This is a genomic window from Streptomyces sp. HUAS YS2, assembly GCF_033343995.1.
GTDB classification, from domain to species: domain Bacteria; phylum Actinomycetota; class Actinomycetes; order Streptomycetales; family Streptomycetaceae; genus Streptomyces; species Streptomyces solicathayae.
The window spans coordinates 3,723,135-3,742,227 of sequence record NZ_CP137573.1; the positions used below are offsets into that span (position 1 = coordinate 3,723,135).

The window sequence follows — 19,093 nt, forward strand, 5'->3', positions numbered from 1 at the left end:
GGATTCCGTGCGAGCGGCGTCAACGTCGCACCACGGGAACCGGAATGATGAAACGACAAGCGGAACGGAGCCCGGCAATCACCGGAACCGGTGAATCATTGCCCTGTTTGCCCCGAAAATAATGCCGGAGTCTTTACTCTGCATTACGATCCATTTACTGAGCGTTGATACTCGCTCGAGGCGAGCGCTGCCGGCGGAACCGAGCGGCAGCGCCCAGCATCCCGCCGCTGCACGCCGTGACCCACGGCCGCGACCCCCACGTTCGTCCCGCACGAGCCGCGACCGCGCTGCCCCGGAGGAGACGGGAACACATGACTCTCTGCACCCCTGCCCGCACGACCGCCCGCCGCCACTCCCAGCGACCGCACAGCCCGCCCGGCAACGGCCGCCGGTTCCGCATCGCGGGCGCCGACCTGTCCGCGTCCGTCACCGTCTTCCTGATCGCGCTGCCGCTCTCCCTGGGCATCGCACTCGCCACCGGCGCCCCGCTCCAGGCCGGTCTGGTGGCCGCCGCCGTCGGCGGCATCGTCGCCGGACGCCTCGGCGGCTCCCCCCTCCAGGTCAGCGGCCCCGCCGCGGGCCTGACCGTGGTCACCGCCGAGCTGATCCAGCGATACGGCTGGCGCACCACCTGCGCGATCACCGTGCTGGCCGGCCTGGCCCAGATCGCCCTCGCCGCCCTGCGCGTCGCCCGCTCGGCGCTCGCCGTGTCACCCGCGATCGTGCACGGCATGCTCGCGGGCATCGGCGTCACCATCGCCGTCGCCCAGCTCCACATCGTCCTCGGCGGCACGCCGCAGAGCTCCACCGTCGACAATCTCCTCGGCCTGCCCTCCCAGTTGGCCGAGGTGCACCCGGCCGCGCTCTCGGTCAGCGCCCTCACCATCGTCGTCCTGCTGCTGTGGCCGCGGATCCCCGGGCGCGCCGGGGCGTTCGCGCGGAGGATCCCCGCGGCGCTCGCCGCGGTGGCCGCGGCGACGGGGCTCGCCGCGCTCGCCGGCCTGCGCGTGCCGCGCGTCGACCTGGAGTCCTGGCAGAGCCACGCGCTGCCCGGGCTGCCCGAGGGGCCGGTCCTCGGCCTGCTCGCCGCCGTGCTCACGATCACGCTCGTGACGAGTGTCCAGTCGCTGCTCTCTGCCGTCGCCGTCGACAAGCTGGTGGCCGCTCGCACCGACCACGGACACGGCGTGCCCCGCTCCCGGCTCGACCGCGAACTCGCCGGTCAGGGCGCGGCGAACGTCGTCTCCGGGGCCCTCGGCGGGCTACCGGTTGCCGGCGTCGCGGTCCGCAGCGTCGCCAACGTCTCGGCGGGCGCGGTCAGCCGGCACTCCACGATGCTGCACGGCCTGTGGGTCGTGCTGGCCGCGCTGCTCCTGATCCCGGTGCTCGACCTCATCCCGCTGCCCGCACTGGCCGCGCTGGTGATGGTGGTCGGCGTCCAGATGGTCAGCATCACGCACATCCGCACGGTCACCCGGCACCGCGAAGTCCTCGTGTACGCGGTGACGCTGAGCGGCACGGTGGTGATCGGCGTGCTGGAGGGCGTGGCCCTCGGGGTCGCGTTCGCCGTCGCCGTCGCGCTGCACCGGCTCACCCGGACGAGGATCACCCATGAGGAGCGGGACGGCGGCCACCTGGTGCGCGTGCGCGGCCAGCTGACGTTCCTCGCCGTCCCCCGGCTGAGCCGCACGCTGCACCATCTGCCGCCGGGCGCCGGCGTGGTGGTCGAGCTGGACGGCTCCTTCATGGACCACGCCGCCTACGAGGCGCTGACCGAGTGGCAGGCGTCGTACATCCGGCAGGGCGGCACGGTGGAGATGACCGGCCCGGGCGGCGGCCGGATCACCGAACCGGCCTCCGAGGCCCACACCTGCTGCCGCCCCTGGACGCCCTGGCGCAACCACCACTGCGGCGAGCACCCACCGGCCGACGAGACCCCGCACCCCACCGGGCACCAACTGGCGAGCGGGATCCGCAAGTTCCAGCGCAACACGGCCCCGCTGGTGCGGGACGAGCTGGCCCGGCTCGCCCGCGAGGGCCAGCGCCCCTCGCAGCTCTTCCTCACCTGCGCCGATTCCCGGCTGGTGACGAGCATGATCACATCCAGCGGCCCGGGCGACCTGTTCACCGTGCGGAACGTGGGCAATCTCGTCCCGCTGCCCGGCGAGGAGAGCGGGGACGACTCGGTCGCCGCGGCCATCGAGTACGCGGTGGACGTCCTGCGGGTGGAGTCGATCACGGTCTGCGGGCACTCCGGCTGCGGGGCCATGCAGGCGCTCCTGGCCGCCGGCCCCGACGACCCGCAGACTCCGCTGCGCCGCTGGCTGCGGCACGGACTGCCGAGCCTGGAGCGGATGGCGAGCCGCCACCACGTCTGGGCGCGGATCTCCGGCCGGCTGCCCGCCGACGCGGTGGAGCAGCTGTGCCTGACCAATGTGGTCCAGCAACTTGAGCACCTGAAGGCGTACGAGCCGGTGGCTCGGCGGCTCGCGGAGGGCACGCTGCAGCTGCACGGCATGTACTTCCATGTCGGCGAGGCCCAGGCGTACCTGCTGGCGGACCCGGCCGCCGGGACCGGCTACGACGACGTCTTCGACCGCGTCCAGCCCGCCGCCTTGGCGCAGGCAGGGGCCTGACCTGCGGATTCCCGCGCGTCCTGAACCTTTCCCGGCGGCCGTCCGTGAGAGGGTGTGGCCCCTTCTCCCCACCGCCCGGGGAGCGGGGGCCATCCGCACCGCGCCCGGTCCGCTCACAGGTCTAAACCAATTTCCCGGAGGCTCTTGTCACCCGGGCATCTGGCTGATGAGCTATGACCTGGGACACAGAGGTACATAGGACGCCCTGGGAAAGGGAGATGTCGTGAGCAACGAGAGCCTGGCCAACCTGCTCAAGGAAGAACGGCGCTTCACGCCGCCGGCCGAGCTGGCCGCGCACGCGAACGTGACGGCGGCGGCGTACGAGCAGGCTGCGACGGACAGGCTTGGCTTCTGGGCCGAGCAGGCGAGGCGGCTCACCTGGGCCACCGAACCGACCGAGACCCTCGACTGGACGAACCCGCCGTTCGCGAAGTGGTTCGCCGACGGGACGCTGAACGTCGCGTACAACTGCGTCGACCGGCACGTCGAGGCCGGGAACGGCGACCGGGTCGCCATCCACTTCGAGGGCGAGCCGGGCGACAGCCGCGCCATCACCTACGCCGAGCTGAAGGACGAGGTCTCCAAGGCCGCCAACGCCCTCACCGAGCTCGGCATCACCAAGGGCGACCGCGTCGCCATCTACCTGCCGATGATCCCGGAGGCCGTCGTCTCGATGCTGGCCTGCGCCCGCATCGGCGCCGCGCACTCCGTGGTCTTCGGCGGCTTCTCCGCCGACGCCATCGCCACCCGTATCGAGGACGCCGACGCCAAGCTCGTCATCACCGCCGACGGCGGCTACCGCCGCGGCAAGCCCTCGGCGCTCAAGCCCGCCGTCGACGAGGCCCTCGCCCGCGTGGACCGGGTGAACAACGTGCTCGTCGTCCGCCGCACCGGCCAGGAGGTCGCCTGGACCGAGGGTCGCGACGTCTGGTGGGACGAGCTCGTGGGCCGCCAGTCCGCCGAGCACACCCCCGAGGCCTTCGAGGCGGAGCAGCCGCTCTTCATCCTCTACACCTCCGGTACGACCGGGAAGCCGAAGGGCATCCTGCACACCTCGGGCGGCTACCTCACCCAGGCGGCGTACACCCACCACGCGGTCTTCGACCTCAAGCCGGAGACCGACGTCTACTGGTGCACCGCCGACATCGGCTGGGTGACCGGCCACTCGTACATCACGTACGGACCGCTGGCCAACGGCGCGACGCAGGTCATGTACGAGGGCACCCCGGACACGCCGCACCAGGGCCGGTTCTGGGAGATCGTCCAGAAGTACGGCGTCACGATCCTCTACACCGCGCCGACCGCGATCCGCACGTTCATGAAGTGGGGCGACGACATCCCCGCCAAGTTCGACCTGTCCAGCCTGCGCGTGCTGGGCTCGGTCGGCGAGCCGATCAACCCCGAGGCGTGGGTCTGGTACCGCGAGCACATCGGCGCCAACAGGACGCCGATCGTCGACACCTGGTGGCAGACCGAGACCGGCGCGATGATGATCTCGCCGCTGCCGGGCGTCACCGAGACCAAGCCGGGCTCCGCCCAGCGCCCGCTGCCGGGCATCTCCGCCACCGTCGTCGACGACGAGGCCAACGAGGTGCCGAACGGCGGCGGCGGTTACCTGGTGCTCACCGAGCCGTGGCCGTCGATGCTCCGCACCATCTGGGGCGACGACCAGCGCTTCCTCGACACGTACTGGTCCCGCTTCGAGGGCAAGTACTTCGCCGGCGACGGCGCGAAGAGGGACGAGGACGGCGACATCTGGCTGCTCGGCCGGGTCGACGACGTCATGCTCGTCTCGGGGCACAACATCTCCACCACCGAGGTCGAGTCGGCGCTCGTCTCCCACCCGGCCGTCGCCGAGGCGGCGGTGGTCGGCGCGGCCGACGAGACCACCGGCCAGGCGATCGTGGCCTTCGTGATCCTGCGCGGCACCGCCAGCGAGGACGAGAACCTGGTCGCGGAGCTGCGCAACCACGTCGGCACGACGCTCGGCCCGATCGCCAAGCCGAAGCGGGTGCTGCCCGTCGCGGAGCTGCCGAAGACCCGCTCGGGCAAGATCATGCGGCGCCTGCTGCGCGACGTCGCGGAGAACCGCGAGCTCGGCGACGTCACGACGCTGACCGACTCGTCGGTGATGGACCTGATCCAGACCAAGCTGCCGGCCGCACCCAGCGAGGACTGACCCGAGACGCCCCTTACGACGACGCCCGCCCCGGCCTTCCGGGGCGGGCGTCGTCGCCGTTATGCACCTAAAGTGATGATCGCCGGACACCACCCTCGCACCGTTAGGTAAAGTAAGGACCGCGTCAACGACGCGACAAGAAGACCTAGGTGCGCCGGGAAGTCTGGTCGGCATGTGATCCGTCCTGCCCACCCGACCGGAGGTCCCACGCCGTGGCCGCGCCCACCCCCACCCGCCGCAAAGTACTCGGACGTCTCTCCCTGCCCGAGCGACGGTTCGTGGCGGACGCCCTGCGCACCGAGACGGTCGGCGGCGTACTCCTCCTCATCGCCGCGATCATCGCCCTCATCTGGGCGAACACCCCCCTGAGCGACAGTTACACGACCGTCCGGGACTTCCACATAGGCCCGGCCGCCCTCGGCCTCGACCTGTCGATTCAGCACTGGGCCGCCGACGGCCTGCTCGCGATCTTCTTCTTCGTCGCCGGCATCGAGCTCAAGCGCGAGCTCGTCGCGGGTGAACTGCGCGACCCCAGAGCCGCCGCCCTGCCCGTCATCGCCGCCGTCTGCGGCATGGCCGTCCCCGCGCTCGTCTACACGCTGGTCAACACGGTCGGCGACGGCTCCCTCGACGGCTGGGCCGTGCCCACCGCCACCGACATCGCCTTCGCGCTCGCCGTGCTGGCCGTCATCGGCACCTCGCTGCCGTCCGCGCTGCGCGCCTTCCTGCTGACGCTCGCCGTCGTCGACGACCTGTTCGCGATCCTGATCATCGCGATCTTCTTCACGGACGACCTGGACTTCCTGGCCCTGGGCGGCGCGTTCGCCGGCCTCGTCGTCTTCTGGGTGCTGCTCCGCGTGGGCGTCCGCGGCTGGTACGTGTACGTCCCACTCGCCCTGGTCATCTGGGGCCTGATGTACAACAGCGGCGTCCACGCCACCATCGCGGGCGTCGCCATGGGCCTGATGCTCCGCTGCACCAGGCGCGACGGTGAGGAGCAGTCCCCCGGCGAGCACATCGAGCACCTGGTCCGACCGGTGTCCGCCGGCATCGCGGTGCCGCTGTTCGCGCTGTTCTCCGCGGGCGTCAGCGTCTCCGGGAAGTCGCTCGGCGACGTGTTCACCCAGCCGGTCACGCTCGGCGTCGTCCTCGGCCTGGTCGTCGGCAAGGCGGTCGGCATCTTCGGCGGCACCTGGCTGACGGCCCGGTTCACCCGTGCGGAGCTGAACGAGGACCTCTCCTGGCCGGACGTCTTCGCCGTCGCGTCCCTCGCCGGCATCGGCTTCACCGTCTCGCTCCTCATCGGCGAGCTGGCCTTCGCCGACGACACCGCGCTGACCGAGGAGGTCAAGGCGGCGGTACTGGTCGGCTCGCTGATCGCCGCCATCTGCGCCACCGTGCTGCTCAAACTCAGGGTCCGGAAGTACCAGGCGCTCCTCACCGAGGAGGAGCGCGACGAGGACGAGGACGGCATCCCGGACATGTACGAGCAGGACAACCCTGAGTACCACCTGAGGATGGCGGCGATCTACGAGAGGAAGGCCGCCGAGCACCGCGCCAAGGCCGAACTGGCGGGGGCATCGCGCGATGACGCCGACAGTCCGGCATGATCTGAGTCCGGACCGTAGAAGAGAAGAGGGAGCAGCCATGAGCGAGCCGTTCGACGGCACCGAGCGCAGCCTCGGCCAGTTGGTCGCCTCGGCGACCGCCGAGATGTCCGCACTGGTGCACGACGAGATCGCCCTGGCGAAGGCCGAGATCCGCCAGGACGTCAAGCGGGGTGTGATGGGCGGTGCGGCCGGGATCGGCGCGGCCACCGTGCTCCTCTTCTCGCTGCCGATGCTGAGTTTCGCACTCGCGTACGGCATCAACACCTGGACCGGCGGGCACAACGGCAACGGCGGCTGGAACCTCGCCTGGTGCTTCCTGCTGTCCTTCGCGGCGAACGTGCTGCTCGCGGGCCTGCTGGGCTTCGTGGCGTACCTCAAGTTCCGCAAGGTCAAGCCGCCGGAGAAGTCCATCGCCTCGGCCAAGCAGACGGCAGCCGTACTCCAGGGCGTCAAGCCGCATCCGCGTCCGGTTCAGGACAAGTCCGTCGTTGTGGCACGCTCGTCTGCATGACCGTCCCAGAGAGCAGCAGCGCCAACGGCGGAAGCCCGGTCCGCATCGACGGGCCGTGGACCCATCGCGACGTGGCCGCCAACGGGGCGCGCTTCCACATCGCCGAGATGGGCGACGGGCCGTTGGTCCTGCTGCTCCACGGCTTCCCGCAGTTCTGGTGGACCTGGCGGCACCAGCTGCCGGCGCTCGCCGACGCGGGGTTCCGCGCCGTGGCGATGGACCTGCGCGGCGTGGGCGGCAGCGACCGTACGCCGCGCGGTTACGACCCGGCGAACCTCGCGCTGGACATCACCGGCGTGGTCCGCTCGCTCGGCGAGCCGGACGCGGCGCTGGTCGGGCACGACCTGGGCGGGTACCTGGCGTGGACCGCGGCCGTGATGCGCCCGAAGCTGGTGCGGCGGCTCGCGGTCTCCTCCATGCCGCACCCGCGGCGCTGGCGGTCGGCGATGCTCTCCGACTTCGCCCAGTCGCGGGCGGGTTCGTACGTGTGGGGCTTCCAGCGGCCGTGGGTGCCGGAGCGTCAGCTCGTCGCGGACGACGCGGCGCTGGTGGGCCGGCTGATCCACGACTGGTCCGGGCCGCGGATCCCGGACGGGGACGCGATCGAGGTGTACCGGCGGGCGATGCGCATCCCGTCGACGGCGCACTGCTCGATCGAGCCGTTCCGGTGGATGGTGCGGTCGATGGCCCGGCCGGACGGCATCCAGTTCAACCGGCGCATGAAGCGCCCCGTCCGGGTGCCGACCCTGCACCTGCACGGCTCGATGGACCCGGCGATGCGCACGCGCAGCGCGGCGGGCTCGGGCGAGTACGTGGAGGCCCCCTACCGCTGGCGCCTGTTCGACGGCCTCGGCCACTTCCCTCACGAGGAGGACCCGGTGGCGTTCTCGTCGGAGCTCATCAACTGGCTCAAGGACCCCGAACCGGACCGTTGAGGGGTCCGCGCGGGGCGAACTCGCGTTCTGCGAACGGCCATGTGCCCGGCGCATACTCCAATTGGCCGCCCCCCGGGCGGTTACCGACCTTGGGGCACGGGCAGACGTCGGGGTATGGGCTGGACGCACGACTACGGTGACGCAGCACGCAACCGCCGCTCGGCCAGGGGGCCGATCACGCACGAGAGGGGTGGCCCACAGGACGAGGGCCACGCGCACTCCGGTCAGGGGATCGGGATCCCGCGCATTCTCCGCCGCCGGGCCCGCTGGGTCTCGGCGCGGCTGAGGCACACCCGCGACTGAGACACACCCGCGACCGAGGCCGAGGGCCCGGGCCGGCGCCCGGGCTACAGGGCGCAGCCTTGGCTGTCGACCTGCTGGTTCGCCACCGCACCGCGCTCGATGTCCTCGCGGATCTCGTCCGCCGTCAGGGCGTACCCGGTGTTCGCGTCGTCGAGGGACCGCGCGAAGATCACGCCGTACACCCTGCCGTCCGCGGTGAGGAGCGGGCCGCCGGAGTTGCCCTGACGGACCGTCGCGTACAGCGAGTACACGTCACGGCGCACCTCGCCCCGGTGGTAGATGTCCGGGCCGTTGGCGTTGATGCGGCCGCGCACGCGCGCCGAGCGGACGTCGTACGAGCCGTTCTCCGGGAAGCCCGCGACGATGGCGTTGTCGCCGCTGCGGGCGTCCTCGGCGGTGAACCGCAGCGGGGGGGCGTCGAGGTCCGGCACGTCCAGGATCGCGATGTCGCGCTGCCAGTCGTACAGGACGACCTTGGCGTCGTAGAGCCGGCCCTCGCCGCCGATCTGCACGGTCGGCTCGTCGACGCCGCCCACGACGTGCGCGTTGGTCATCACACGGCGCGGGGCGAAGACGAAGCCGGTGCCTTCGAGGACCTTGCCGCAGCTCGGCGCGGTGCCGACGACCTTCACGATGGACCGCTGGGCGCGCGCGGCCACCGGGCTGTTCGCCAGGGCCGGATCGGGCGCCCGGACCTCCGTGATGGGCTCGTTCGCGAACGGGCTGAAGACCTGCGGGAAGCCGTTCTGCGCGAGGACGGAGGAGAAGTCGGTGAACCAGGTGGACGCCTGAGCCGGCATCACGCGGGACACCCCGAGCAGCACCTTCGACGTGCGGACCTCCTTGCCGAGCGTCGGCAGGGACGTTCCGGCGAGGGCGGAGCCGATCAGCCAGGCCACCAGCAGCATCGCGACGACGTTCACCAGCGCGCCGCCGGTGGCGTCCAGGGCGCGGGCCGGCGACCACGTGATGTACCGGCGCAGCTTGTTCCCGAGGTGGGTGGTGAACGCCTGGCCGACGGACGCGCAGACGATCACCACGATGACGAAGACGACCACCGCCGTCGTCGACACCTCGGAGCCGTCGGTCAGCCATTCCCAGAGCAGCGGCAGCACGTAGACGGCGACGAGGCCACCGCCGAGGAAGCCGATCACCGACAGGATGCCGACGACGAAGCCCTGGCGGTAGCCGACGATCGCGAACCACACGGCGGCGAGCAGCAGCAGGATGTCCAGCACATTCACCGTCGGTAGCCTCGCAGATTCGTCTTCGGTCGCCCGGGTCAGGGTGTCATGAGCGCCAGTTCAGTGGGACCTGCTTCGACCGGTCCCACGGTCGCTCCCACCCCGCGAAGTGCAGGATCCGGTCGATCACTCCCGCGGTGAAACCCCAGACCAGAGCCGATGCGACCAGGAACGCGGGGCCCTGGTGGCCGCTCGGGTGGACGGACATGGCGCGGTTGGCCGGGTCCGTGAGATCCGCCACGGGAACCGTGAAGACCCGGGCGGTCTCCGCGGGGTCCACCACGCCGACCGGCGTCGGAGTCCGCCACCAGCCGAGTACGGGGGTGACGACGAAATGACTCACCGGAATGTAGAGCCGGGGCAGCACCCCGAAGATCTGGACGCCGGCGGGGTCGAGACCGGTTTCCTCCTCGGCCTCGCGGAGCGCGGCGCGCAGCAGCCCGCCGTTCTCCGGATCGCCGTCCTCCGGGTCGAGGGCGCCGCCCGGGAAGGACGGCTGGCCGGCGTGCGAGCGCAGGTTGCCGGAGCGTTCCATGAGCAGCAGCTCGGGCCCGCGCTCGCCCTCTCCGAACAGGATCAGCACCGCGGACTGGCGGCCGGAGCCGCTCTCGGGCGGCAGGAACCGGCTGAGCTGCTCGGGCTCGACCGTGCGCGCGGCCCGCTCGACCGGCTCCAGCCAGTCGGGCAGCCCCTCTCCCGACACGACGATCCCGCCGTCCGTGCCGCTCTCGGTCCTGCCGTCGTACGTCTCTGTCTCTCCGGCGCGTGTCATCGGCACCCCCGTCCGTCCTGTGCAACGCCTACGGCGTTCGAGATCGTTCCGCTCCCCCGCGATCGGCGTGCAGACGTCACGCGGCGCCCAGCGGGGGTGCCGGCAGGCCCGGGTAGTCCGGCGGCGGGTTCAGCCGCTGGCCGGGGTAGCCGCCCTTCTCGTACTTCAGCAGCTTCTTCGCCTTCTCCGGGTCCGTCTCGCCCTCTCCGTAGGAGGGGCAGAGGTGCGTGATCGGGCAGGCGCCGCAGGCCGGCTTGCGGGCGTGGCAGATGCGGCGGCCGTGGAAGATCACCCGGTGCGAGAGCATCGTCCAGTCGCTCTTGGGGAAGATCGTGGCGACCTCGGCCTCGATCTTGACCGGGTCGTCCGACGTGGTCCACTTCCAGCGCCGGGCCAGCCGCATGAAGTGGGTGTCGACCGTGATGCCGGGGACGCCGAAGGCGTTGCCGAGGACGACGAAGGCGGTCTTGCGGCCCACTCCGGGGAGTTTGACCAGGTCGTCGAGGCGGCCGGGGACCTCGCCGCCGAAGTCGTCCCGGAGGGCGGTGGCGAGCCCCATGATCGACTTGGTCTTGGCCCGGAAGAACCCCGTCGGCCGGATCAGCTCCTCGACCTCCTCGGGGTTCGCCCCGGCGAGGTCCTCGGGCGTCGGGTACTTCGCGAAGAGCGCGGGCGTCGTCTGATTGACCCGGAGGTCGGTGGTCTGGGCGGAGAGCACGGTGGCGACGAGCAGCTCGAAGGGGTTGCGGAAGTCCAGCTCGGGGTGCGCGTACGGATACACCTCCGCGAGCTCCCGGTTGATCCGGCGCGCCCGGCGCACCATCGCGAGCCGCGACTCGGGCTTGGCCGGCTTGGCCGGCTTCACGGCCGGCTTCACGGCCGCCTTCTTCGGCTTCGCCGTCGTGACGTTGCTCTCTGCCATGCCCTGAAGGCTACGCCGGGACGCGTTCGGAGCAGTTGCGTTCGCGCGAGGTGATCACGGACCGGATTCTGACGGTGTGTAGCAGTCAGCTACAGACCGTCACTTCCCGAGAGGAAACTCCGTGCTGCCCATCCGCAAGGCGCTCGCCGCGTCCGTCCTGTCCATCGTCCCGCTCGCCGTCTCCGCCGCGCCGGCCGTCGCGGACCCGCAACTCAGCTTCGTGGTCACGCCGCCGTCCTATGTGAACAGCGAGGGCCAGGTACTGCTGAAGACCGAGGTCACCTGCACAGCAGGGGCCGAGGGCAGCGCCAGCGCGTACGCCCAGCAGACACGCATGGGAATCCTGTCCGCCGGCTCGAGCTTCAGCTCGATCGAGTGCACGGGCGCCCCGCAGACCATCTGGTTCACCATCACGGCCTTCAGCGGTCCGGGCTTCGCCCCCGGCCCGGCGGGCGCGCAGTTGTCCGCCAATGCCTGCGACGCCTTCGGCTGCGCCTTCCTGGACGAGCGAACCACCATTCGCCTCAGGCGCTGACGCTCGGCCGCACAGCGCGAGCCCCGGCCGCACCGGCACCGGCGGCCGGGGCCCGACCGACCCTCCCGACGACCCGCCCGATTTCGCCCGGTTCGCGGAGATTCCCACCACTCCGAAAGCCCACGTTCGCCCACGGCTGAATTCCATCTTCCGGAACCGGTACAACCTGCGTCCCGACCCGGCAACTGCCCCCCGCCGAGGCCGATCAGCACACGAATCCGGCCCTCGGGCACTCTCCGGGTCGCCGGTACGTCAGACTTGTGGTGGATCCTTGTGATCGATCGCACTGTTTTGCGGTGCGGCATCATGGGGACCACCGTCCCCTGAGCAGGTCGACAAGGAGAGAACTCGTGGACGACGTTCTGCGGCGCGCCCCGCTCTTCGCGGCGCTCGATGACGAGCAGGCCGCTGAGCTGCGCGCCTCGATGAGTGAGGCGACGCTCGCCCGTGGCGACGCGCTCTTCCACGAGGGCGACCCCGGCGACCGCCTGTACGTGGTCACCGAGGGCAAGGTGAAGCTCCACCGCACCTCCCCCGACGGCCGCGAGAACATGCTGGCCGTCCTCGGCCCCGGCGAGCTCATCGGCGAGCTGTCCCTCTTCGACCCGGGCCCGCGCACCGCGACCGCGACCGCGCTGACCGAGGTCAAGCTGCTGGGCCTGGGCCACGGCGACCTCCAGCCCTGGCTGAACGCGCGGCCCGAGGTGGCCACGGCCCTGCTGCGCGCCGTCGCCCGCCGCCTGCGCAAGACCAACGACCAGATGTCCGACCTGGTCTTCTCCGACGTGCCGGGCCGTGTCGCCCGCGCGCTCCTCGACCTGTCGCGCCGCTTCGGCGTGCAGTCGGAAGAGGGCATCCACGTCGTGCACGACCTCACCCAGGAGGAGTTGGCGCAGCTGGTCGGCGCCTCCCGCGAGACGGTCAACAAGGCCCTGGCGGACTTCGCCCAGCGCGGCTGGCTCCGCCTGGAGGCCCGCGCGGTGATCCTGCTGGACGTGGAGCGCCTCGCGAAGCGCTCGCGCTGAGCACCCTCCGTACGCACGAGAAGGGGCCGCCCCGGTCGAACCGGGGCGGCCCTTCCGTATACGGACCGGCCGTCCTACTTCTTCGTGTCCACGATCAGCGGGTTGCCGCTGCCGCCGCCACAAGGCACCGCGTACACCGGGTTCTTCGCCGCGGCCTCCTTGTACGCCTCGATGCACTGGTTCATCAGGACCTTGTCGGTCAGGGAGTCGCTGAGGATCTTGTTGGCGCGGGCGATGCCCTCCGCCTCGATCCGGCGGCGGTCCGACTCGGCCTTGGCCGTACGGGCGGCCTCGGTGGCGCGCTCGGTGGCCTGCTGCTGCTGGATCTTGCTGTCGATCTGGTCCTGCAGCCGGTCCGACGGCTTCACGTTGCGCAGGTTCACCGTGGTGACGGCGATCCCGCGGGGCGCCAGGCGCTCCTTGATCAGGTCGGCGATCTCGGCGTTGATCTTCTCGCGGTCGCTCGCGTAGCCCTGCTCGCTGGAGTAGCGGGCGAAGACGTTGCGGACGATCTCACGGCTGTCGGGGTAGACCAGGCGCTGCTGGATGGCGTCCTCGGTGCCCGCGAGCTTGTACAGCTCGACCGCCTTGGCCGGCGTCACGGCCCACTTCACGGTCACCTCGGCGTACATCACGCCGCCCTGCGAGGAGCGGACCTCGACCACGTCCTTGTCGGAGAGGTTGAGGTCGACGGGGCGCGTCGAGAAGGTCGTGACGTCGGTGAACGGCGACTTGAAGTGCATGCCCGACCGCATCGGCGAGCCGACCTTGCCGAAGGCGACCGGGACACCCACCTCGTACGCGCTGATGACGTACAGCATGCTGCCGATCAGCGTGAACAGGCCGGCGAGCAGGGCGCCGAGCGAACCGAGCTTCAGGCCGCGGCTGTCGTTGCCGCGGCCCACGAAGAACAGCACCACTGCGGCGATCAGCAACAGGATGGATATGACGAACACGGGCATTCTCCCCCGAGATCTACGGCCAGAAGTAAGCGGAGCGTAAAGCACGGACCGAAAGATCCATTTCTCGGGGGTCGCGCCGCCTCCGACCCTGCGTCAGATCAGGCCGTGCTCCCGCAGGTACTCCAGCTGCGCCCGTACCGACAGCTCCGCCGCCGGCCACAGCGAGCGGTCGACGTCCGCGTACACATGGGCCACCACCTCCGCCGCGGTGGTGTGGCCGTTCTCGACCGCCGTCTCCACCTGGGCGAGCCGGCCGGCCCGGTGCGCCAGATAGAACTCGACGGCCCCCTGCGCGTCCTCCAGGACCGGCCCGTGCCCCGGCAGGACCGTGTGCACACCGTCGTCGACGGTGAGGGAGCGCAGCCGGCGCAGCGAGTCGAGATACTCGCCGAGCCGGCCGTCCGGATGGGCCACTATCGTCGTGCCGCGCCCGAGGATCGTGTCCCCCGTCAGCACCGCCCGGTCGGCGGGCAGATGGAAGCTGAGCGAGTCCGAGGTGTGGCCCGGGGTGGGTACGACCCGGAGCTCAAGACCGCCGAGCGTGATCACGTCGCCCGCGCCGAGGCCCTCGTCGCCCAGACGCAGGGCCGGGTCCAGTGCCCGTACGTGAGTCCGCGTCAGCTCCGCGAACCGGCCCGCTCCCTCCGCGTGGTCCGGATGGCCGTGCGTGAGCAGGGTGAGCGCGATCCGCTTGCCGAGCTCCTCGGCCGTACGGATCACCCGGCCCAGATGGGCCTCGTCCAGCGGACCCGGGTCGATCACGACCGCGAGGTCCGAGTCCGGCTCGGAGACGATCCAGGTGTTCGTCCCGTCCAGGGTCATCACGGACGGGTTCGGGGCCAGGACGTTGACCGCGCGGGCGGTCGCGGGCCCGGAGACCACGGCGTCCCGGGGTTGGCCCGGCAGGGCGGCCGCGTCCGTCATGCCGTGCCTCCCGTCCCGCCGGCCGACGGGATGTGCTTCGTGAACTCGTCGTGTCCCGGCCAGCTCAGGATCAGCTCGTCCCCGTCCAGGCGCGCCTGCGCGAGCACCGGGGTCATGTCCTGGCCGGCCGCCGAGCCCAGTGCCTCGGCCGCCGTGCCGAAGCGCTCCAGGCCGCGCAGCGTCGAGATCGTCGGCGGCATCATCGTCAGCTCACCCCGGTCGTAACCGGCCGCCGCCTCCGCCGGGCGGATCCAGACCGTCCGGTCCGCCTCCGACGAGGTGTCACGGGTCCGCTGTCCGGCGGGCAGCGCGGCCACGAAGAACCAGGTGTCGTACCGCCGGGGCTCGAACTCGGGCGTGATCCAGCGCGCCCACGCCCCCAGCAGGTCCGAGCGCAGGACGAGTCCGCGCCGGTCGAGGAACTCGGCGAACGACAGCTCCCGGGCGATCAGCGCCTCACGGTCCCGCTCCCAGTCGGCGCCCGTGGTGTCGCCGACGACCGAGTTCTCGGTCTCGCCGGCGAGCAGCACTCCCGCCTCCTCGAACGTCTCGCGGACCGCGGCGCAGACGATGGCCTGCGCCTCCGCCTCGTCCTTGACGCCGAGCCCCTCCGCCCACTCCGCCAGGGACGGTCCGGCCCAGTGCACGGGGTGCTCGTCGCGCGGGTCGACCCCGCCGCCCGGGTAGGCGTACGCGCCGCCCGCGAAAGCCATGGAGGCGCGGCGGCGGAGCATGTGGACGCTGGGCCCGTCGGCCCCGTCCCGCAGCAGCAGGACGGTCGCGGCCCGTTTGGGGGCCGCTGGCTCCAGCTCCCCGGCGGCAAGGGCGCGGATGCGGTCGGGCCATTCCGGTGGGTACCACTGACCATTCGACATGGGCGGATGGTATGCGCATCCATCGGGATGTTCGAGGGCCGATCTTGGGTGCGTGGCCGTACCGAGGCGCCGGCACCCGGGGCGGGCCGCAGGTTCGTACGGCCTCCGGCACACGCGTACGGCCCCGTGCGCGTCCTCACGCGCACGGGGCCGTACTCGAACCTGCTGGACCGGTGACGGTCAGCCCTGCTCCAGCTCCACCTGGATCTCGACCTCGACCGGCGCGTCCAGCGGAAGCACCGCGACGCCCACGGCGCTGCGCGCGTGCACGCCCTTGTCGCCGAGCACCGCGCCGAGCAGCTCGCTGGCGCCGTTGAGGACGCCGGGCTGCCCGGTGAAGTCGGAGGCCGAGGCGACGAAGCCGACGACCTTCACGACGCGCTTGATCCGGTCCAGGTCACCGGCGACCGACTTCACGGCGGCCAGCGCGTTCAGCGCGCAGGTGCGCGCGAGCTGCTTGGCCTCCTCGGGGGTGACCTCCGCGCCGACCTTGCCGGTCACCGGGAGCTTGCCCTCCACCATCGGCAGCTGGCCCGCGGTGTAGATGTACGGCCCGGACTGCACGGCCGGCTGGTACGCGGCCAGCGGCGGCACGACCTCGGGCAGGGTCAGACCCAGCTCGGCGAGCTTCGCCTCGACGGCGCCGGCGCCGCTCACGCGGACCTCTCGCGCTTCAGGTAGGCCACGAGCTGCTCGGGGTTGTTCGGCCCGGGCACGACCTGGACGAGCTCCCAGCCGTCCTCGCCCCAGGTGTCCAGAATCTGCTTGGTCGCGTGCACGAGAAGGGGCACGGTCGCGTATTCCCACTTGGTCATGGAGCCGACTGTAGCCGCTGCCACAGGCAGCCTCCTGCTTGGACGGCCCCGCCAGTGGTTAGGCTCGATGACGTGAGCAGGCTCCAGGTCGTCAGCGGCAAGGGTGGTACCGGTAAGACGACGGTAGCCGCCGCCCTCGCGCTCGCCCTCGCGACCGAGGGCAAGCGGACTCTCCTCGTGGAGGTCGAAGGAAGACAGGGCATCGCACAGGTCTTCGAGACGGAGGCCCTTCCCTACGAGGAACGCAAGATCGCCGTCGCGCCGGGCGGCGGAGAGGTGTTCGCGCTGGCCATCGACGCCGAGCGCGCGCTCCTCGACTACCTCCAGATGTTCTACAAACTGGGCAGCGCCGGCCGCGCCCTCAAGAAGCTCGGCGCGATCGACTTCGCGACGACGATAGCGCCGGGGGTGCGGGACGTCCTGCTCACCGGCAAGGCGTGCGAGGCCGTCCGGCGGCGCGAGAAGCAGGGCGGGTTCACGTACGACTACGTCGTGATGGACGCGCCCCCGACCGGCCGCATCACCCGCTTCCTCAACGTCAACGACGAGGTCGCGGGCCTGGCCAGGATCGGCCCGATACACAACCAGGCGCAGGCGGTGATGCGCTTCCTCAAGTCGCCCGACACGGCAGTGCACCTGGTGACCCTGCTCGAGGAGATGCCGGTCCAGGAGACCGCCGACGGCATCGCCGAACTCCGGGACGCCGAACTGCCGGTGGGCGCGGTCATCGTGAACATGGTCCGGCCGCACGTCCTGGACGAGGACGCGGTACGGGCCGCGGCCGGCGACCACCGCGCGGGGATCGCGAAGACCCTGGCGTCCGTCGGCGTCGCCGGCGGCACGCGCCTGGTCGACCCGCTCCTGGAGCAGGCGGCGGAGCACGCGCAGCGGGTCGCCCTGGAGCGCGAGCAGCGCGCCGTGCTGGCGGGCCTCGACGTGCCGGCGTACGAACTGCCCTTCCTCGGGGAGGGCGCGGACATCGCCGGTCTCTACCGGCTGGCGAAGGAACTGCGGAAGCTGGGGGTCGGCGCGTGACGGAGCGGGACACTGCGGCGAACGAGGGGGCGGAGACGGGGTTCGGGACCGGGGCGTCACAGGGCATCGACTCCGTGCCGGTCCTCGCCCTCGACCCGATCCTCGACGACCCGGGCACCCGGATCATCGTCTGCTGCGGCGCCGGCGGCGTCGGCAAGACGACCACGGCGGCGGCCCTCGGCGTGCGCGCGGCCGAACGGGGGCGGCGGGTCGTCGTCCTCACGATCGACCCGGCGCGGCGGCTGGCCCAGTCGATGGGCATCGACTCCCTCGACAACGTCCCCCGCAGGGTGGAGGGCATCAAGGGGTCGAACGGCGGTGAACTGCACGCCATGATGCTCGACATGAAGCGGACCTTCGACGAGATCGTCGAGGCGCACGCGGATTCCGAGCGGGCGCGGGCGATCCTGGAGAACCCCTTCTACCAGTCCCTGTCGGCGGGTTTCGCCGGCACACAGGAGTACATGGCGATGGAGAAGCTCGGGCAGCTCCGCGCCAAGGACGAGTGGGACCTGATCGTCGTCGACACTCCCCCGTCCCGTTCGGCCCTCGACTTCCTGGACGCGCCGAAGCGGCTCGGGTCCTTCCTGGACGGGAAGTTCATCAAGCTGCTGATGGCGCCTGCGAAGGTGGGCGGCCGGGCGGGGATGAAGTTCCTGAACGTCGGCATGTCGATGATGACGGGGTCTCTGGGGAAGCTGCTCGGCGGGCAGTTCCTCAAGGACGTGCAGACCTTCGTCGCCGCGATGGACACGATGTTCGGCGGCTTCCGGACCCGCGCCGACGCCACGTACAAGCTGCTCCAGGCGCCCGGCACGGCGTTCCTCGTGGTCGCCACGCCGGAGCGGGACGCACTGCGCGAAGCCGCGTACTTCGTGGAGCGGCTGGCCGCGGAGCACATGCCCCTGGCGGGCCTGATCCTCAACCGGGTGCACGGCAGCGGGGCCGCGCGGCTCTCCGCCGAGCGCGCACGGGCGGCCGCGGAAAATCTTGGTGAGGGCCGCATTGTGGATCAGGAGGCCGGGAAGACTGGTGTTCGTGGCCCCGGGGCCGCCTCTCCCGAGCCGTCCGAATCCCCCCTCGACGGCGGCGACACGGACACGAAGAACCGGCCCGATCTCGAGCAGTTGACCGCGGGGTTGCTCCGGCTGCACGCCGAGCGGATGCAGGTGATCGCGCGTGAACAGCGCACGCGGGACCGCTTCACCGCGCTGCACCCCGAGGTGGCGGTGACCGAAGTGGCCGCCCTGCCCGGTGACGTGCACGACCTCGCCGGCCTCCGGGCCATCGGCGACCGGCTCGCGACCGGAAGCCCGTCCCCGGTGTGAGCTGTGACGTGTCGGACCTGACCATGAGGTGTCCGACCTGAGCCGTGGCGTGTCGGCCTGGGCCGTGCTGTGACGACCTGCGTGTGGGCCTAGCCCACCGCGGCGTACTCCTCGTACGTCTCGTCGTCGTTCATCGCGACGGGCAGCAGGCCCGCACCGCGCTCGTACTCGGTCCGCGCGGTCTCCAGGAGCCGGCGCCACGAGGTGACGGTCGGCCTCCGGCGCAGCAGCGCACGGCGCTCGCGCTCCGTCATTCCGCCCCACACGCCGAACTCGACGCGGTTGTCCAGCGCGTCGGCCAGGCATTCGGTCCGCACCGGGCATCCGGTGCACACCGCCTTCGCCCTGTTCTGCGCCGCTCCCTGAACAAACAGTTCATCCGGATCGGTAGTGCGGCAGGCCGCCTGCGCACTCCAGTCAGCTACCCAGCCCATACCGGCGCCGTCCTCTCCCGAATCGAGGCTCCCCCACGGCGGTAGCGG

General features: G+C 71.3%; 19 protein-coding genes. 10 read left to right on the plus strand and 9 right to left on the minus strand.

Annotated features, from left to right (window positions below; genetic code table 11):
* Window positions 1-311: 311 nt before the first annotated feature.
* From R2D22_RS16960 to R2D22_RS16985, 6 genes are all read left to right on the plus strand, one after another.
* Window positions 312-2,636, plus strand: a complete 2,325-nt coding sequence (locus tag R2D22_RS16960; protein WP_318104448.1) for a bifunctional SulP family inorganic anion transporter/carbonic anhydrase — start codon at window positions 312-314, stop codon at window positions 2,634-2,636.
* A gap of 223 nt (window positions 2,637-2,859) precedes the next feature.
* Window positions 2,860-4,815 carry an acetate--CoA ligase gene (gene acs / locus R2D22_RS16965; RefSeq protein WP_411977031.1) on the plus strand — a complete coding sequence of 652 codons (1,956 nt, stop codon included), beginning with the start codon at window positions 2,860-2,862 and terminating at the stop codon, window positions 4,813-4,815.
* Window positions 4,816-5,027: 212 nt separating this feature from the next.
* On the plus strand, window positions 5,028-6,425 hold the full coding sequence (gene nhaA / locus R2D22_RS16970) for a Na+/H+ antiporter NhaA (protein ID WP_318104450.1): 1,398 nt from the start codon (window positions 5,028-5,030) through the stop codon (window positions 6,423-6,425).
* A 37-nt stretch (window positions 6,426-6,462) separates the two neighbouring features.
* Window positions 6,463-6,936, plus strand: coding sequence for a phage holin family protein (locus tag R2D22_RS16975; protein WP_318104452.1), 474 nt, complete (start codon window positions 6,463-6,465; stop codon window positions 6,934-6,936).
* Window positions 6,933-7,871 carry an alpha/beta fold hydrolase gene (locus tag R2D22_RS16980; RefSeq protein ID WP_318104453.1) on the plus strand — a complete coding sequence of 313 codons (939 nt, stop codon included), beginning with the start codon at window positions 6,933-6,935 and terminating at the stop codon, window positions 7,869-7,871. The genes R2D22_RS16975 and R2D22_RS16980 overlap by 4 nt, the downstream gene beginning before the upstream one ends.
* A gap of 114 nt (window positions 7,872-7,985) precedes the next feature.
* A complete protein-coding gene (locus R2D22_RS16985) occupies window positions 7,986-8,174 on the plus strand; it encodes a hypothetical protein (protein ID WP_318104454.1) in 189 nt (62 codons plus the stop codon).
* Window positions 8,175-8,218: 44 nt separating this feature from the next.
* Here R2D22_RS16985 and R2D22_RS16990 read toward each other — a convergent pair whose 3' ends face one another.
* From R2D22_RS16990 to nth, 3 genes are all read right to left on the minus strand, one after another.
* Window positions 8,219-9,418: a MarP family serine protease gene (locus R2D22_RS16990; protein ID WP_318104455.1), complete on the minus strand. Its 1,200-nt coding sequence runs from the start codon at window positions 9,416-9,418 to the stop codon at window positions 8,219-8,221.
* 46 nt (window positions 9,419-9,464) lie between these two features.
* Window positions 9,465-10,190 carry an NUDIX hydrolase gene (locus tag R2D22_RS16995; protein WP_318104456.1) on the minus strand — a complete coding sequence of 242 codons (726 nt, stop codon included), beginning with the start codon at window positions 10,188-10,190 and terminating at the stop codon, window positions 9,465-9,467.
* 76 nt (window positions 10,191-10,266) lie between these two features.
* The gene (gene nth / locus R2D22_RS17000) at window positions 10,267-11,112 is read right to left on the minus strand and encodes an endonuclease III (RefSeq protein ID WP_318104458.1); all 846 of its coding nucleotides are present in this window, start codon (window positions 11,110-11,112) and stop codon (window positions 10,267-10,269) included.
* Window positions 11,113-11,233: 121 nt separating this feature from the next.
* Here nth and R2D22_RS17005 point away from each other — a divergent pair, with 121 nt between their 5' ends.
* Together R2D22_RS17005 and R2D22_RS17010 are read left to right on the plus strand one after the other, a co-directional pair.
* Window positions 11,234-11,647 (plus strand): hypothetical protein, encoded by a 414-nt coding sequence (locus R2D22_RS17005; protein WP_318104461.1) that lies wholly within the window; start codon window positions 11,234-11,236, stop codon window positions 11,645-11,647.
* A 350-nt stretch (window positions 11,648-11,997) separates the two neighbouring features.
* On the plus strand, window positions 11,998-12,672 hold the full coding sequence (locus tag R2D22_RS17010; RefSeq protein ID WP_015034542.1) for a Crp/Fnr family transcriptional regulator: 675 nt from the start codon (window positions 11,998-12,000) through the stop codon (window positions 12,670-12,672).
* A 74-nt stretch (window positions 12,673-12,746) separates the two neighbouring features.
* Here R2D22_RS17010 and R2D22_RS17015 read toward each other — a convergent pair whose 3' ends face one another.
* The 5 genes from R2D22_RS17015 to R2D22_RS17035 all read right to left on the minus strand — a co-directional run bounded on the left by R2D22_RS17015 (window position 12,747) and on the right by R2D22_RS17035 (window position 16,248).
* Entirely contained in the window at window positions 12,747-13,628 is an 882-nt protein-coding gene (locus R2D22_RS17015) for a prohibitin family protein (protein ID WP_318104481.1), read from the minus strand.
* Window positions 13,629-13,727: 99 nt separating this feature from the next.
* Entirely contained in the window at window positions 13,728-14,558 is an 831-nt protein-coding gene (locus R2D22_RS17020) for an MBL fold metallo-hydrolase (protein ID WP_318104483.1), read from the minus strand.
* Window positions 14,555-15,433: an NUDIX hydrolase gene (locus R2D22_RS17025; RefSeq protein WP_318104485.1), complete on the minus strand. Its 879-nt coding sequence runs from the start codon at window positions 15,431-15,433 to the stop codon at window positions 14,555-14,557. Before R2D22_RS17025 ends, R2D22_RS17020 begins: the two co-directional genes overlap by 4 nt.
* Before the next feature lie 180 nt (window positions 15,434-15,613).
* Window positions 15,614-16,090 carry a RidA family protein gene (locus tag R2D22_RS17030; protein WP_318104486.1) on the minus strand — a complete coding sequence of 159 codons (477 nt, stop codon included), beginning with the start codon at window positions 16,088-16,090 and terminating at the stop codon, window positions 15,614-15,616.
* The gene (locus R2D22_RS17035; protein ID WP_143608830.1) at window positions 16,087-16,248 is read right to left on the minus strand and encodes a Sp36 family protein; all 162 of its coding nucleotides are present in this window, start codon (window positions 16,246-16,248) and stop codon (window positions 16,087-16,089) included. Before R2D22_RS17035 ends, R2D22_RS17030 begins: the two co-directional genes overlap by 4 nt.
* A 72-nt stretch (window positions 16,249-16,320) precedes the next feature.
* On the opposite strand from R2D22_RS17035, the gene bagA reads away from it, so the two are divergent.
* Window positions 16,321-17,283 (plus strand): ATPase BagA, encoded by a 963-nt coding sequence (bagA, locus tag R2D22_RS17040; RefSeq protein ID WP_318104490.1) that lies wholly within the window; start codon window positions 16,321-16,323, stop codon window positions 17,281-17,283.
* A 65-nt stretch (window positions 17,284-17,348) separates the two neighbouring features.
* On the plus strand, window positions 17,349-18,611 hold the full coding sequence (gene bagB, locus R2D22_RS17045) for an ATPase BagB (RefSeq protein ID WP_318109814.1): 1,263 nt from the start codon (window positions 17,349-17,351) through the stop codon (window positions 18,609-18,611).
* An 89-nt stretch (window positions 18,612-18,700) separates the two neighbouring features.
* On the opposite strand, the gene R2D22_RS17050 is transcribed toward bagB, so the two are convergent.
* Complete coding sequence (locus R2D22_RS17050) at window positions 18,701-19,045, minus strand: WhiB family transcriptional regulator (RefSeq protein ID WP_318104491.1); 345 nt, start codon at window positions 19,043-19,045, stop codon at window positions 18,701-18,703.
* Between the last annotated feature and the right edge of the window lie 48 nt (window positions 19,046-19,093).